The organism is Microbacterium galbum (genome assembly GCF_032464915.1).
Taxonomy (GTDB): Bacteria; Actinomycetota; Actinomycetes; order Actinomycetales; family Microbacteriaceae; genus Microbacterium; species Microbacterium galbum.
In genome coordinates this window covers 1,722,893-1,736,694 of sequence record NZ_JAWDIS010000001.1, presented here as the reverse complement: position 1 = coordinate 1,736,694, position 13,802 = coordinate 1,722,893, and the positions used below count along the sequence as shown (strand labels likewise).

The window sequence follows — 13,802 nt, the reverse complement described above, 5'->3', positions numbered from 1 at the left end:
GAACGGCCCTCACCCTCGCGGGTGGGGGCCGTTCCCGTTCGCGTGGGGGGCCGGAAGCCGTCGCCGGGAAGCACGTCGGGCGATACTTCCTGCCCCCCCACGCGCGCGTGGCGCCTCAGGCGCGGAGCACCTGGACGTGCACCCCGGATGCCGTGGACTCGACGCGCCAGACCTGACCGCTGCCGCGCACGGCCGGGGCCGCCTGCGCCGAGATCACCAGGGCCGTGTTCTCGTCGATGGCCACACCGTCGGTGACGAGACCGGCGTCGACCGCGGCGACGAGACGCGAGAGGGTGCCCCACTGGGCGGCGTGGACGTCGACGGCGAAGTCGAGGAGCCCGAGGCCCGGGCGCACCTCGACGGCGCCCAGCTCTTCGCCCGCGTCCTCCGACACGACCTCGACCCCGCCGACCCGGTACCCGCCGACGAGCGCCGGACCCGCGGCGATGGACGCTCCCGCGGAGTACCCGGCGTACGGCATGCCGCTCGCGACCCGTTCGCGGATCGCCTCCCCTATGCCGCGGACCGCGTCGTGATACGCCGGAGTCAGACCCCCGCCGACGAAGACACCGTCGGCGTCCGTCATGGCATCCGCGAAGGTCTCTCCCTCGACGACCGCGTGCACCCGGATGTCGTCGGGTGCCGCTCCGGCGGCCTCGAGCACGCCGCGGAACCGGTCGACCGACGCGTCGTCGTGGGCTTCGAGCACGAGCAGGAGCGCGATCACGGGCGCGCGACCGGCGGCGTGCTCCCGCGCCTCGCTCACGAAGGCCTGCAGCAACGATGCGCAGACGGCGAGATCGCGGCCGCCGCCGAGAAGGAACACACTCATGGGCCCAGTATCCCGGGTGCCCACCTTCGCGAGAGTCGCCAGCTTTCGTCGCTCCGGGACGCCCCTGGGCGACGCATCCTGGCGACTCGCGCGGGCGGGGTCAGTACCGCCGCAGCAACGCCGCGAGGGCCTGGCCGCCGCCGATGCACATCGTCACGACGGCGTACTCGAGGTCGCGGCGCTGCAGATCGAGGGCCGCGCGCACGGTCAGGATCGCGCCGGTCGCGCCGACGGGGTGGCCGAGCGCGATCGCCCCGCCGTACGGATTGACCCTCTCGGGGTCGAGGCCCGCGTCGCGGATGACCGCGACCGCCTGAGCGGCGAAGGCCTCGTTCACCTCGATCACGTCGACGTCGGCGGGGGTGAGCCCGGTCCGCTCCCACAGCCTCTGCAGCGCGATGACCGGCGCGTAGCCCATGATCTCGGGGTCGACGCCGGCCGTGGTCACGGCCTCCAGCGTCGCGAGCCCGGTCAGCCCGCGCTCGCGCACGTCGTCCTCGCGCATCAGCACGGTGGCCGCCGCGCCGTCGTTGATGCCCGAGGAATTGCCGGCCGTGACCGACCCGTCCTTCTCAAAGGCGGGACGCAGCCCCGCCAGGGCCTGCATCGTGGTCCCGGGGCGGGGGTGCTCGTCGATCGACACCTCGACCGGCTTCCGCCCCCCGGTGGTCACGGGCACGATCTCCTCCGCGAAGGCCGCGCGAGCGGCATCCGTCGCCGCTCTCCGCTGACTCTCGACGGCGAAGGCGTCCTGCTGCTCGCGCGAGACGGAGTAGCGGGATGCCACGACCTCGGCCGTCGTGCCCATATGCCGACCGCTGAAGGGGTCGGTGAGGATCGCGAGGGTGCCGTCCAGGAGCGTCCGGTCGCCGAGACGGGCGTTGCCGCGGGCGCCGTACTCGAGGAACGGCGTGCGCGACATGCTCTCGTCACCGCCCGCGACGGCGACGTCGATGCCGCCCCAGCGCAGTTCCTGCGCGGCCGACCAGATCGCCTGCAGGCCCGAGCCGCACAGGCGGTTGACGGTGAAGGCGGGCACACGGGTGGGCAACCCCGCGGCGAGTGCGACGCGGCGGGCGTTGTAGGCGTCGGGGCCGTTCTGGGCGATGCAGCCCATGACGACCTCGTCGACGTCGGCCCCGTCGACCCCGGCGCGGCGCAACGCCTCGGTGACCGCGACGGCCCCGAGCTCGTGGGCATCGACGCCCGACAGCGCACCGCCGAACGAGCCGATGGGCGTGCGGGCGCCCGAGACGATGACGATCCGCGGCTCGGACATCAGCCCGCCGCCTCCTCGGGGCGCTCCTGGGCATCGACGTCGGCGGCATCCGGGACGTATCCCTCGACGTGGCGCTCGTCGGGGCCGACGTAGGCCGACAGGGGGCGGATGAGGGCGTTCGCCGCCTGCTGCTCGCGGATGTGCGCCGTCCAGCCGGTCACCCGCGCGGCGACGAACAGGGGCGTGAAGGTGAGCGCGTCGAAGCCCATGAGGTCGTAGGCCGGGCCGGAGGGGTAGTCGAGGTTGGGGTAGATGCCCTTACGCTCGACGAACTGCGACTCCAGGGCGTCGTACAGAGCGGCGACGTCGGGGCGGTCGTAGTGCGCGACGAGGGTGTCGAGGGCCGCCTTCATCGTGGGGACGCGCGAGTCGCCGCGCTTGTACACGCGGTGACCGAAGCCCATGATCTTGCGCTTCTCGGCGAGCGCGGCGTCGAGCCAGGGCCCGACGTTCTCGGCCGAACCGATCTCGGTGAACACGTGCAGCACGGCCTCGTTCGCCCCGCCGTGCAGGGGCCCCTTGAGCGCGCCGACGGCGCCGACGACCGCGGAGTAGAGGTCGCTGAGCGTCGAGGCGATGACCCGGGCGGTGAAGGTGGAGGCGTTGAAGGAGTGCTCGGCGTACAGGATCATCGAGCGGGTGAACGCGTCGACGACGACAGCGTGCGCTTCCTCGCCGAACGTCATCCACAGGAAGTTCGCCGCGTAGTCGAGGTCGTCGCGGGGCTCGATGAGCTCCTCGCCCCGTCGGCGGCGCTGGCCGTACGCGACCACGGCGGGAAGCTGCGCCCACAGGCGGATGCTGCGCTCGAGGTTCTCCTCGGGGGTGCCGACGGCATCCATCACGTTCGAGATGCCCGCGGTCTCGCGCGCGCCGATGACGCTCACGGCCGTGCGCACCTCGTCCATCGGGTGGGCGCTCGTGGGCAGCAGGTCGATCGCGGCCCGGACGTCGTCGGTCAGCGCCCGATGCGCGCGCTCCGTCTCGCGCAGGGCGGCGAGCTGCGCCGCATCCGGGAGCTCGCCGTTCCACAGCAGGTACGCCACCGCCTCGAAGGGCTGGGTCGCCGCGAGCTCCTGCACCGGATACCCGCGGTACAGCAGGCTGTTGGTGTCGGGGTTCACCTTGCTGATGGCGGTCTCGTCGACCGTGACGCCGGCGAGGCCCTTCTTGATGTCGGTCATCGTCTCTCCTTCGAGTCGTGCACGTGCGGGTGGGGCCTCAGCGTTCGACGGTGAAGTCGAACACGTCGGCGTCGAAGCGGGTGTAGCCCTCGTAGTCGATGAGGTCGTACAGGTCGGCGCGGTGCTGCATCTCGCCGAGCTGCTCGCGCAGGTGGCCCTCGGATGCCAGGGCGTCCAGGCCCCGGCCGGCCGCGCCCATCGCGAGCCGCAGCAGCGACACCGGCCAGATGACGAGGTTCACGCCGGCATCCTGCAGCTGCCTGGTCGAGAAGAGCTCGGATTTCCCGAACTCGGTCATGTTCGCGAGGATCGGCACATCCAGCGCCGTGCGCATCGCCTCGAACTCACCGAGGTCGCGCATGGCCTCGGGGAAGATCGCGTCGGCACCCGCGTCGACCAGCGCCTTCGCGCGGTCGATCGCGGCATCCAGGCCCTCCACCGCCCGCACGTCGGTGCGCGCCATGAGGAGGAAGTCGGGGTCGCGCCGGGCGTCGACGGCCGCGCGGATGCGCTTGATCGCGGTGTCGGCATCCACGACGCTCTTGCCGTCGAGGTGGCCGCAGCGCTTCGGGTTGACCTGGTCCTCGATGTGCGTGCCGGCGAGGCCTGCGTCCTCGAGCGTCTGGATCGTGCGGGCGACGTTCATCGGCTCACCGAATCCCGTGTCGGCGTCGATGATCGCCGGCAGCTCCGTCATCCGTGCGATCTGCTGCCCGCGGCCGGCGACCTCGGTGAGGGTCGTCAGGCCGATGTCGGGCAGGCCGAGGTCTGCCGAGATGACCGCGCCGGAGATGTAGACGCCGTCGAAGCCCTTGCGCTCGATCAGCCGGGCCGAGAGCGGGTTGAAGGCTCCCGGCATCCGCACGAGCTCTCCGGATGCCAGCTTCTCGCGCAGGGCGCGACGCTTCTGCTGGGGGGTGCTCTGGGCGTAGAGCATCAGAACAGCCCCTTCGGCGCGGGGGCCAGCGCCAGCACGCCGGGCTTCGCGACGATCGTGAGCTGCATGACCTCGGCCGGGCTCAGCTCGGGCAGCCGCTGCACGAGCTCGAGGAAGCGCTCGATCTCCTCGGGCAGCAGCACGGGCTCGGCCAGGATGCGGAACTTGCGGACGTAGTCCTCGCGCGCGAACGGCCGGGCGCCGAGCGGGTGGGCGTCGGCGACGGCGATCTCGTCCTCGACGACCGAACCGTCGGTGAGGGTGATGACCACGCGGCCGCCGAAGGCCTTCTCGTTCGGATCCTCGGAGTGGTAGCGGCGCGTCCACTCGGCATCCTCCGCCGTCGTCACCTTGTGCCAGAGGGCGACGGTGTCGGCGCGGCCGGCGCGCGCGGGGGCGTAGGAGTCGACGTGGTGCCACGCGCCGTCCTGCAGGGCGACGGCGAAGATGTACGGGATCGAATGGTCGAGCGTCTCGCGCGAGGCGGTCGGGTCGTACTTCTGCGGGTCGTTCGCTCCCGACCCGATCACGTAGTGCGTGTGGTGGCTGGTGTGCAGGACGATGGATGCCACGTTGGCGGGGTCGCGCAGATCGGGCCGGTGCGTGCCGAGGCGGCGGGCGAGGTCGATCCACGCCTGCGCCTGGTATTCGGCGGAGTGCTCCTTCGTGTACGAGTCGAGGATGCCGCGCTTGCTCTCGCCCTCGCCGGGCAGCGGGACGTCGTAGGAGGCGTCGGGGCCGTCGAGCATCCACGCGATGACGCCGTCTTCGCCTTCGTAGATCGGCGAGGGGCTGGTCTCCCCGCGCATCGCGCGGTCCACCGCCTCGATCGCCATCTTCCCGGCGAAGGCGGGGGCGTGCGCCTTCCACGTCGAGATCTCGCCCTTGCGCGACTGGCGCGTGGCGGTGGTGGTATGCAGCGCCTGGCCGATGGCCTGGTAGATCGTCTCCTGGTCGAGGTCGAGCAGGGTGCCGATGCCGGCGGCCGCCGCGGGTCCCAGGTGGGCGACGTGGTCGATCTTGTGCTTGTGCAGCGAGATCGCACGGACGAGGTCGATCTGGATCTCGTAGGCCGTGGCGAGGGCGCGCACGAGGGCGGCGCCGTCGCGGCCGGTGTGCTGGGCGACCGCGAGCACGGGCGGGATGTTGTCGCCGGGGTGCGAGTAGTCGGCGGCGAGGAAGGTGTCGTGATAGTCGAGCTCGCGCACGGCGACGCCGTTCGCCCACGCGGCCCACTCGGGGCTGGTGCGCCGCTCGAGCAGGCAGCCGAAGACGGTCGCGCCGGGTCCGCCGATCGACACCGCGTGATCGAGCGCCTGCTGGCGCGCGGCGCTGACCGGCTGACGGGTGAGGGATGCCGCGGCGACGGCGGCGTTGTCGATCAGGCGGTTGACGATCATGTCGACCACGTCGTCGTCGACCGCGACCGGGTCGACCGCGACGCGTGCGAGCGCCCAGGCGAGCTGGCCCTCGCGGGCGAGGTTCTCGTCGCTGCGGTGCACGCGCACGTGATGGGTGATCGTCATGAGGGGTCCTCCGTGAGGGCTTCGAGGATGGTCGTGAAGGCGTTGTGCAGGTGCACGTGGGTGGCGTGGGCGGCGAGTTCGGGGTCGCCGCCGCCGATCGCGCGGGCGATCAGTTCATGCTCTCGCGCCGAGGCGGAAAGCCGCAGGGGGTTGTCGCGGGCCATGCGTCGGACCCGCACGAGGTGCGTGCGGACGCTGCGCAGGGCCGCGGAGAGGTAGGGGTTGTCGACGGCGGCGTCGATCGCCGCGTCGAACCGAGCGATCAGCGCGTAGTAGTCGTCGGCGTCGGCGGTGTCGACGCGCTCGAACTCGGCGGCCAGCGCGTGGAAGACCCGTCGGTCGCCGCGCTGCGCGGCCAGCCGTGCGGCCTCCGTCTCGAGAGCGCGACGCAGGTCGAACAGGGCGCGGATGTCGTCGGCGTCGATGCCCGCGACCACGGTCACCCGCGGCGAGGCCTGGGCGACGAGCCCGTCGGATGCCAGGCGGCGCAGCGCCTCACGCAGCGGGGTGCGACTCACTCCGAGACGCGTGGACTGCTCCACCTCGCCGAGGACCGTGCCGGGAGAAAGGGCGCCGGTCTGGATCTCGTCGAGGAGGGTCGCGTACGCGCGTTCGCTCGCTCGCATGCCGCACCTCCTTCGCCGCCTTCCCAGTGTATGCACTGCGGCGCCCAAGGGATAGTTTTCACCCCCGAGAGCGCTACGAACGTATACAAAGAGATGCCGAGATCATCCCCGGACCGCACCCGAGGAGACGATTCTCGGCGACTCGCGCGATCAGGCGCGCCCCCACGACTCCAGGGTCGTCGGGATGGATGCGAGGGTGCCGAGCGCCGCGTCGCGGTCGGCGCGGGCGAGGGTGAGGCCGGCCACCACGAGCGAGGCGCAGACCGCGGCGAGGGCGCCAACGGCATCCGGGGTCAGGTCGGGGCGCCGGTCGGCGACCGCGGCGCGGATGGCCGCACGCATCTCGGCCGCGTAAGCCGACACGAGGGCGCGCACGTCCGCATCGTCGCTCGCGAGGGGCGACGACCCGGCGTTGAGCAGCAGGCAGCCCAGGCGGGCGCGCGGGGCGTCGGCGTCGATGGCGGCGCGCATGTCGTCGACGTACGCCTCGAGCGCGCCGGGATCTCCCCCGCCCAGCGGACGCAGGCGCGTGCGCACGACGTCGTCGAGGTAGGCGGAGAGCACGGCGTCGAACAACCCGCGCTTGCTGCCGAAGGCGTTGTAGATGCTGGAGCGCGTGAGCCCGGTGGCCTCCTCGAGCTCGGCGATGCCGGTCTCGGCGTAGCCGCGGCGCCAGAAGACGTCGCGCGCGGCGTCGACGACGGCGGAGCGCTCGAAGCTCGGCATCCTGCCCATGTTCCCTGTTCTCTCCCTGTGCCTCGCGATGGCGTCCGGCGGAGGTGGCCGAGCCCGTCGAAGCAACCGGACGCGGACGCCTTCCGGTTGCATTCGCAGCGTCGAGGTCTATATTAGACCGGTCGTTACAAAATAACCACCGGAGGCATTCCATGCGCGCAGTGATCCACCACGAGTTCGGCGAGCCCGCCGACGTCCTCGGCGTCGAAGAGGTCGAGACCCCGACCCCCGGCCCCGGCGAGGTGCGCCTGCGCGTACTGCTGTCGCCCATCCACAATCACGACCTCTGGACCATCCGCGGCACCTACGGCTTCAAGCCCGAGCTGCCCGCGCGCGCCGGTACCGAGGCCGTGGGCGTGGTGGAGGAGCTCGGCGAGGGCGTCGAGGGCCTCACCGTCGGCCAGCGCGTCGCCACGGGCGGCACCTTCGGCGTCTGGGCAGAGCAGGTCGTCGCGAAGGCCGCCGGCCTCATCCCGGTCGCCGACGGACTGAGCGACGAGGTCGCTTCCCAGCTGGTCTCGATGCCGTTCAGCGCCATCAGCCTGCTGCACTCGCTCGACCTGAAGGCGGGCGACTGGATCGTGCAGAACACCGCCAACGGCGCCGTCGGCCGCATGGTCGCGCAGATCGCGAAGGCCCGCGGCATCCACGTGATCGGCCTCGTGCGTCGCCGGAGCGCGGTCGCCGAGCTGGCGGAGCAGGGCATCGACAACGTCGTGTCGACCGACGCCGAGGGGTGGCGCGACGCGGCGCTCGCCCTCGCCGACGGCGCGCGCATCGTCGCCGGCGTCGACTCGGTCGGCGGCTCAGCCAGCAACGACGTGCTGTCGTTGCTCAGCGAGAACGGCACCCTGGTCATCTTCGGCTCGATGGGCGCCGGCAAACTCGAGCTCTCGGCCGGCGACATCATCTTCCGCCAGGCCACCGTGAAGGGCTTCTGGGGCAGCGTCGTCAGCAAGACGATGGATGCCGAGACCCGCGGCGCCCTGTTCGGCGAGCTGTCGCGCTACCTCGCCGACGGCACGCTGACCCTCCCGGTCGCGGCGACCTTCGCGCTCGAGGACGCCCGCGATGCCGCCCGCGCGAGCGACTCCCCCCGCGTCGGCAAGGTGCTGCTGCGCCCCTGAGCGCATCGCCCCGCGAGGCTCGACCCTCGTTGAGTGTCCAGGACACGCCGCGCCCCGCCAGGCGGAGCGGCGTGTTCTGGACACTCGACAGCGGGTGCAGCGGCGCCTCGACCAGCCGCGCGGGGGGCCGGGCCCGGGAGCGGGAGAGGCGCGTCACGCGCCGGCGAGCTCCTGCAGCGCCCTCTCGAGCGCGTCGATCGCGGGGCGCTGGCCCTTCACGAGCGCGTCGCGCGCGGCATCCAGGCCCATCCACTCGGCGCGGTCGACCTCGGGGAACGACGCCGTGCGACCGGAGCGCGGTGGCCACTCCATCTCGAACTCCCCGAAGACGAAGTCGTCTCCGCATGCCGTGAACCCGGCGCCGTCGCCGCAGAAGACGACGACCTTCTTACCGCTGCTGTAGGCGAAGGTGCCGAGCTCCGCCCACTCCGTCTCGGGCGGCTCGATGCCGAGCTCCTCGCGGAACTCCCGGTGGGCGGCATCCAACGCCCCCTCAGTGGCGGGGTCGAACTCGCCCTTCGGGAGCGACCACGCGCCCGCCTCCTTCTTCGCCCAGAACGGGCCGCCCATGTGGGCGATGAGCACCTGGGGCGCGGGGCTCAGGCGGTACAGCAGCAGCCCCGCGCTCCAGGCGACCATCAGGCCGTGACCGCCGGAACGCGGTGGGCCTCGTCGGCGATGATGTCGGCGCGCTTGCGGAAGGTGCGAGCCGACACCCGGTCGAGGGCGATCTGCCCGCGCATCTTCTCCGCCTTCTCGTACAGCGAGGGGCCGCCGAAACCGGTCAGCACCTTCACGAGTACGGGCAGCAGCTCGATCATGAAGAACAGCGCGGCGATGAGGTAGTGCGCCCAGCGCAGCACCGGCTCGCGGTCGGACAGGCGCTCGAGCGCCGTGATCTGACTCAGCAGGCCCACGGCGCCGGCGTTGCCGTCGGCGACGGACGACGCCCGGGCGTTGTACGCGGCGAGCGCCGACTCGTACTGCGCGCGAGCGGCGGGCAGCTGGTCTTCGGCCTGCTGCTTGTTCGCCTCGGCGGAGGATGCCGCAGCCGCAGCGCCCGCGGTGTTGGCGGCGGCCAGCGTCGACTGCGCCTGCTGCAGCTGGGTCGACAGCGCGTCGTACGCCGTCTGCGCCTGCTGCAGCTGCGCCTGGGCGGCGTCGGAGCTCGCCCCGTCGCCGGCGACACCGGTGCAGCCCGGGACCGTTCCGGCGCCCTGCCCGGTCAGCTCGCACTGGTACACCGCGCGCGCCTGGTCGATCACGCTCTGCTGCGCCGCGAGTTGCTGCGTGAGCTGGTCGACGGTCTGCTGGGCGGCGGACGACTCGGCCGAGGTCGACGAGGTGCCGGTGACGATGCCGGTCGCGGCCTGGTTCTCGAGCGCCGAGACCTGGGCCGTGGCCGCGTCGAGGGCCTGCTTCTCGGGGCCGTTGGTCACGGCATCCTGATCGCCCAGGGCCTGCGTGATGTTGGTCGCGTTGACCTCGCGGTTGATGTCGTTCTGGAAGATCTGCAGCACGAGCGGCTCGGCGACCACGACGCCGATGAGCGCAGCCATGATCACGCGGGGCATCGCGAGCCCGAGCAGGCGGAAGACGTTCTTCGTCGAGCGCATCGTCGAGGTCAGGAAGCGATCGAGGTTGAAGATGATCAGGCCCCACACGATCGCGAGGGGGATCGCGAGCAGGATGCTGACCCGCACGCCCGTGAGGAGCGCGAACATCATCGACAGCGCGGACACGAGCGCGGTGCCGGCGAGCACGAGGAACATCTGCACGAAGCGCGGCACCTCTTCGGGCACCTCGTCGAGCACGTCGTTGTCGGCACCGCCGAGCACGGCCATGCGCCGGATCAGCGACAGACGCGGTCGACGGGGGTCGTGGCGCCGCAAGCGCGGCTGGCGGGGCTCGGAGGTCACCGGGATGGATGCCACGGCGGGAGCCGCGAGGACCGCCTCGGGGGCGACCTCGGTCTCGGCGTCGGCGTCGGCGTCGGCGTCGGCGTGCGCACGGTCGATGACGAGGGTGTCGTGCGCCTCGGTCGGATCGTCGTCGTGCGGGTCACGGTGGGGGTCGGTGCCACGGACTCCGCCCTCAACGTCGTCGAGGAAGGGATCGCGCGGCTCGTCGTCGGCGGGCGGCGCGCCCCACGGCTCGGAGGCGTGCTCCTGCGCGTCGGCGGGGCGCGCGGCCGCGTTCTGTGCGGCGAGGATGTCGTCGAGGTACTGCACGCGTTCCTCGTCCGTCGTGAACTCGATGCGACCGTCAGAGCCGAAACGGCCGGGTCGGTGAGCGGAAAAGGACATTCGCAGAGGGTACGACGTCGACCCTGCCCTCTCCTGTGCGAGGGCTGAGGCACGGCCGCCGTCGCCAGCCGCGGTCGCATCGCGCGCCGCCCGGGGCGGGCTCCGGACGGCGAGACCGCATCCGCTTTTCGAGACCGCATCCGACGGTTCGCACGCGCATGTGGTCTGGACAACGGGATGCGGTTTCGTCTGCGACGCCGCGCGCCGGGGGGCGGCGGGGGCGGGGGCGTCGGGCGGGGGCCCGGGGCTCCGACGAGCTCATCGACCTCCGCCGCACGGGCGGGGACGCGAAAGCGGGCCGAGCGCGAACGCCCGACCCGCCTTTCGTCCAGGTCAGACCAGGCGCTGCTTCGGCGACACCTCGTAGGTGTTCTCGGGGTCGGCGAACACCGCGTCGCCCAGCGCCGCGTCGATGGCGGCGAGGGCATCGGCATCCAGGGTCACGCCCGACGCCTTGACGGTGTCCTGCAGCTGCTCCGGACGCGACGCGCCGACCAGGGCGGCGGCGATGTTGGGGTTCTGCAGCACCCACGCGATCGCGAGCTGGGGCATCGTGAGCCCGGCCTCGTCGGCGATGGGCTTCAGGCGCTGCACGGCCTCGAGGGTGTCGTCGTTCAAGAACCTCTTGATGAAGTTCGCGCCGCTCTTCTCGTCCGTCGCGCGCGAGCCCTCGGGCACGGGCTGACCGGGAAGGTACTTGCCGCTGAGCACGCCCTGCGCCATGGGCGACCAGACGATCTGCGAGATGCCGAGCTCCTCGCTCGTGGGCACCACCTTGCCCTCGATGACGCGCCACAGCATCGAGTACTGCGGCTGGTTGGAGATGAGCTGAATGCCGAGCTGCTTCGCGAGCGCATGACCCTCGCGCAGCTGCTCCGCGGTCCACTCCGAGACGCCGATGTACAGCGCCTTGCCCTGGCGGACGACGTCGGCGAAAGCCTGGAAGGTCTCTTCGAGCGGCGTCTCGTAGTCGAATCGGTGCGCCTGGTAGAGGTCGACGTAGTCGGTGCCGAGGCGCTTCAGCGACCCGTTGATGGAGTCCATGATGTGCTTGCGGCTCAGGCCGGTGTCGTTGGGGCCACCGGGACCGGTGGGGAAGTAGACCTTCGTGAAGATCTCGAGCGACTCGCGCCGCTGCCCCTCGAGCGCCTTCCCGAGCACGGATTCCGCCGCGGTGTTGGCGTACGTGTCAGCGGTGTCGAACGTCGTGATCCCCGCGTCGAGCGCGGCGTGCACGGTCTTGATGGCGGCGTCGTCTCCGACCTGCGAACCGTGGGTCACCCAGTTGCCGAGGGTGATCTCCGAGATCTTGAATCCACTGTTACCGAGATAGCGATAAGCGACCATCCCTCCACGCTAGCCCCGGCCACCGACACCGGGGCCGTGGCGTCCCCTCCCCGCGTGGGAAATCGAGACGTGTCGCCGCGCGGCGCGAATCCTCGACCCCTCCCGCGAAGAACTCGCGGCCCGACCGCCCGCCGCCTACGCGTCCTTGCGGATCCACCGGAAGGTCACCCGCACCACGGCGAGACCGACCACCAGCCACAGCGCCGTCACCAGCAGGATCAGCGGGTGGTCCCACGATCCCGACGGCTCGGCGGCGGCGAAGCCCTCGGGAAGGAACACCGACCGGAAACCCTGCGCGAGCCACTTCAGCGGGAACACGCTCGCGACGTTCTGCAGCCACTCCGGCAGGGCGGCGAAGTTGATGTACACACCCGAGATGAACTGCAGCAGCAGCACGATCGGGATGACGACGCCGGTCGCGCTGCGGCCGGTGCGCGGCAGCGCCGACAGGCCGATGCCGAGGATCGCGCAGGTCGTCACGCCCAGTAGGAACACCCACGCGAACGTCAGCCAGCGCTCGGGCTCGGTCGGCACGGGAACGCCGAAGAACACCGCCGCCACGACGATGAGCAGCACCGACTGCAGGAACCCCGTGACGAGCACCTGGCCGAGCTTGCCGATGAAGTACGACACCGGGCTCAGCGGCGTTCCGCCGAGGCGCTTGAGCGTGCCGTCGCTGCGCTCCATCGCGATGTCGATCGACATGTTCTGCAGACCCGACAGCAGCACGCCGGCGGCGAGCATCGCGGGGAGGTAGAACTGCGCGGCATCCACCTCATCGCCCGGAGGACCGAAGGTCTGCGCGTCGAACGCGACGGCGAAGATCAGCAGGATCATCACGGGGAACAGGAACGTGAAGAACACCGAGTCGCCCTGGCGGAAGTACGAGCGCACCTCGAACGCGATGCGGGAGGCGCCCAGACGCAGGATGCGGCTCATGCCGCGCCCCCGGCCGCGGTCGTGCGGCGCGCCTCGTCGCCGAGGAACGACAGGTAGACGTCTTCGAGGCTCGGGCGCACGATCTCGAGGCGTTCGGGCTCGCCTCCGCGCGCGACCAGCGCGGCGACCACCGCCCCGGGTTCATGGGTGCGCTCCTCGCGCACCTCGCCGCCCTCGCGCCACCGCACGATCGGCACGCGCGCCCCGGCACCGCCGAGGTCGTCGATCCGGCCGACGGATGCCACCTCACCGGCGACGATGATCGCCGCTCGTTCCGCGAGCTCGGCGGCCTCGTCGAGGTAGTGGGTGGTCAGCAGGATCGAAGTGCCCTCGCCCTGCAGACGGCGGATGAGGTCCCAGAACTGCCGCCGCACCTCGGGGTCGAAGCCCGTCGTCGGCTCGTCGAGGAACAGCAGCTCGGGGCGACCGATGATGCCGAGTGCCACGTCGACGCGACGACGCTGCCCGCCCGAGAGCTTCCGCACACTCACCGTGGTCTTCTCGGTCAGCCCCACCGACGCGATGACCTCGTCGACGTCGCGGGGCCGCGGGTAGAACGAGGCGAAGTGGGCGAGCATCTCCCGCACGGTGGCGGCGGGCGCCTCGCCGGTGTTCTGCAGCACGATGCCGAGCCGCGCCTTCCAATCGAGTCCGCCGCGGTGCGGATCGACGCCGAGCACGCGCACCTCGCCGCTCGTGCGGTCGCGGTAGCCCTCGAGGATCTCGATGACGGTGCTCTTCCCGGCGCCGTTCGGCCCGAGCACCGCGAACGTCTCGCCGCGGCGGATGTCGAAGGAGACCCCGCGCAGCGCCTCGACGCCGCCGCGGTAGGTCTTCCGCAGGTTCTCGACGCGCACGACGTGATCGCTCATGTGCCCAGTCTGGCGGTCGCGACGCCCCCGACGCCCCGTCGTCCCCCGTGGGCAGGGCAGGGAAACACCGCAGAGCAGGCTGGGAGAACCCT

General features: G+C 71.6%; 13 protein-coding genes. 1 reads left to right on the top strand and 12 read right to left on the bottom strand.

Annotated features, from left to right (window positions below; genetic code table 11):
- Window positions 1–115: 115 nt before the first annotated feature.
- From RWH45_RS08190 to RWH45_RS08160, 7 genes are all read right to left on the bottom strand, one after another.
- Window positions 116–832 (bottom strand): Type 1 glutamine amidotransferase-like domain-containing protein, encoded by a 717-nt coding sequence (locus RWH45_RS08190; protein WP_315994379.1) that lies wholly within the window; start codon window positions 830–832, stop codon window positions 116–118.
- A 100-nt stretch (window positions 833–932) separates the two neighbouring features.
- Window positions 933–2,111: a thiolase family protein gene (locus RWH45_RS08185; RefSeq protein ID WP_315994378.1), complete on the bottom strand. Its 1,179-nt coding sequence runs from the start codon at window positions 2,109–2,111 to the stop codon at window positions 933–935.
- Complete coding sequence (locus RWH45_RS08180) at window positions 2,111–3,295, bottom strand: bifunctional 2-methylcitrate synthase/citrate synthase (protein WP_315994377.1); 1,185 nt, start codon at window positions 3,293–3,295, stop codon at window positions 2,111–2,113. The genes RWH45_RS08185 and RWH45_RS08180 overlap by 1 nt, the downstream gene beginning before the upstream one ends.
- A 37-nt stretch (window positions 3,296–3,332) precedes the next feature.
- Entirely contained in the window at window positions 3,333–4,232 is a 900-nt protein-coding gene (gene prpB, locus RWH45_RS08175; protein WP_315994376.1) for a methylisocitrate lyase, read from the bottom strand.
- Window positions 4,232–5,758: an MmgE/PrpD family protein gene (locus tag RWH45_RS08170; RefSeq protein WP_315994375.1), complete on the bottom strand. Its 1,527-nt coding sequence runs from the start codon at window positions 5,756–5,758 to the stop codon at window positions 4,232–4,234. Before RWH45_RS08170 ends, prpB begins: the two co-directional genes overlap by 1 nt.
- On the bottom strand, window positions 5,755–6,384 hold the full coding sequence (locus RWH45_RS08165; protein WP_315994374.1) for a GntR family transcriptional regulator: 630 nt from the start codon (window positions 6,382–6,384) through the stop codon (window positions 5,755–5,757). Before RWH45_RS08165 ends, RWH45_RS08170 begins: the two co-directional genes overlap by 4 nt.
- Window positions 6,385–6,534: 150 nt before the next feature.
- A complete protein-coding gene (locus RWH45_RS08160; protein ID WP_315994373.1) occupies window positions 6,535–7,110 on the bottom strand; it encodes a TetR/AcrR family transcriptional regulator in 576 nt (191 codons plus the stop codon).
- A gap of 161 nt (window positions 7,111–7,271) precedes the next feature.
- Here RWH45_RS08160 and RWH45_RS08155 point away from each other — a divergent pair, with 161 nt between their 5' ends.
- A complete protein-coding gene (locus RWH45_RS08155) occupies window positions 7,272–8,246 on the top strand; it encodes a zinc-binding dehydrogenase (RefSeq protein WP_315994372.1) in 975 nt (324 codons plus the stop codon).
- Window positions 8,247–8,399: 153 nt separating this feature from the next.
- Here the strand turns inward: RWH45_RS08155 and RWH45_RS08150 are convergent, their stop codons facing one another.
- The 5 genes from RWH45_RS08150 to RWH45_RS08130 all read right to left on the bottom strand — a co-directional run bounded on the left by RWH45_RS08150 (window position 8,400) and on the right by RWH45_RS08130 (window position 13,710).
- Entirely contained in the window at window positions 8,400–8,885 is a 486-nt protein-coding gene (locus tag RWH45_RS08150; protein WP_315994371.1) for an NUDIX hydrolase, read from the bottom strand.
- A complete protein-coding gene (locus RWH45_RS08145) occupies window positions 8,885–10,552 on the bottom strand; it encodes a DUF4407 domain-containing protein (RefSeq protein ID WP_315994370.1) in 1,668 nt (555 codons plus the stop codon). The genes RWH45_RS08150 and RWH45_RS08145 overlap by 1 nt, the downstream gene beginning before the upstream one ends.
- Window positions 10,553–10,885: 333 nt before the next feature.
- The gene (locus tag RWH45_RS08140; RefSeq protein WP_315994369.1) at window positions 10,886–11,899 is read right to left on the bottom strand and encodes an aldo/keto reductase family protein; all 1,014 of its coding nucleotides are present in this window, start codon (window positions 11,897–11,899) and stop codon (window positions 10,886–10,888) included.
- Window positions 11,900–12,034: 135 nt separating this feature from the next.
- On the bottom strand, window positions 12,035–12,838 hold the full coding sequence (locus RWH45_RS08135) for an ABC transporter permease (protein WP_315994368.1): 804 nt from the start codon (window positions 12,836–12,838) through the stop codon (window positions 12,035–12,037).
- Entirely contained in the window at window positions 12,835–13,710 is an 876-nt protein-coding gene (locus tag RWH45_RS08130; protein ID WP_315994367.1) for an ABC transporter ATP-binding protein, read from the bottom strand. Before RWH45_RS08130 ends, RWH45_RS08135 begins: the two co-directional genes overlap by 4 nt.
- Between the last annotated feature and the right edge of the window lie 92 nt (window positions 13,711–13,802).

Coding starts and splice junctions, on each gene's coding strand:
- RWH45_RS08165 (WP_315994374.1), bottom strand. CDS start 6,384: ATGCGAGCGAGCGAACGCGCGTACGCGACCCTCCTCGACGAGATCCAG.
- RWH45_RS08145 (WP_315994370.1), bottom strand. CDS start 10,552: ATGTCCTTTTCCGCTCACCGACCCGGCCGTTTCGGCTCTGACGGTCGC.
- RWH45_RS08130 (WP_315994367.1), bottom strand. CDS start 13,710: ATGAGCGATCACGTCGTGCGCGTCGAGAACCTGCGGAAGACCTACCGC.
- RWH45_RS08135 (WP_315994368.1), bottom strand. CDS start 12,838: ATGAGCCGCATCCTGCGTCTGGGCGCCTCCCGCATCGCGTTCGAGGTG.
- RWH45_RS08190 (WP_315994379.1), bottom strand. CDS start 832: ATGAGTGTGTTCCTTCTCGGCGGCGGCCGCGATCTCGCCGTCTGCGCA.
- RWH45_RS08180 (WP_315994377.1), bottom strand. CDS start 3,295: ATGACCGACATCAAGAAGGGCCTCGCCGGCGTCACGGTCGACGAGACC.
- RWH45_RS08140 (WP_315994369.1), bottom strand. CDS start 11,899: ATGGTCGCTTATCGCTATCTCGGTAACAGTGGATTCAAGATCTCGGAG.
- RWH45_RS08185 (WP_315994378.1), bottom strand. CDS start 2,111: ATGTCCGAGCCGCGGATCGTCATCGTCTCGGGCGCCCGCACGCCCATC.
- RWH45_RS08150 (WP_315994371.1), bottom strand. CDS start 8,885: ATGGTCGCCTGGAGCGCGGGGCTGCTGCTGTACCGCCTGAGCCCCGCG.
- prpB (WP_315994376.1), bottom strand. CDS start 4,232: ATGCTCTACGCCCAGAGCACCCCCCAGCAGAAGCGTCGCGCCCTGCGC.
- RWH45_RS08155 (WP_315994372.1), top strand. CDS start 7,272: ATGCGCGCAGTGATCCACCACGAGTTCGGCGAGCCCGCCGACGTCCTC.
- RWH45_RS08170 (WP_315994375.1), bottom strand. CDS start 5,758: ATGACGATCACCCATCACGTGCGCGTGCACCGCAGCGACGAGAACCTC.
- RWH45_RS08160 (WP_315994373.1), bottom strand. CDS start 7,110: ATGCCGAGCTTCGAGCGCTCCGCCGTCGTCGACGCCGCGCGCGACGTC.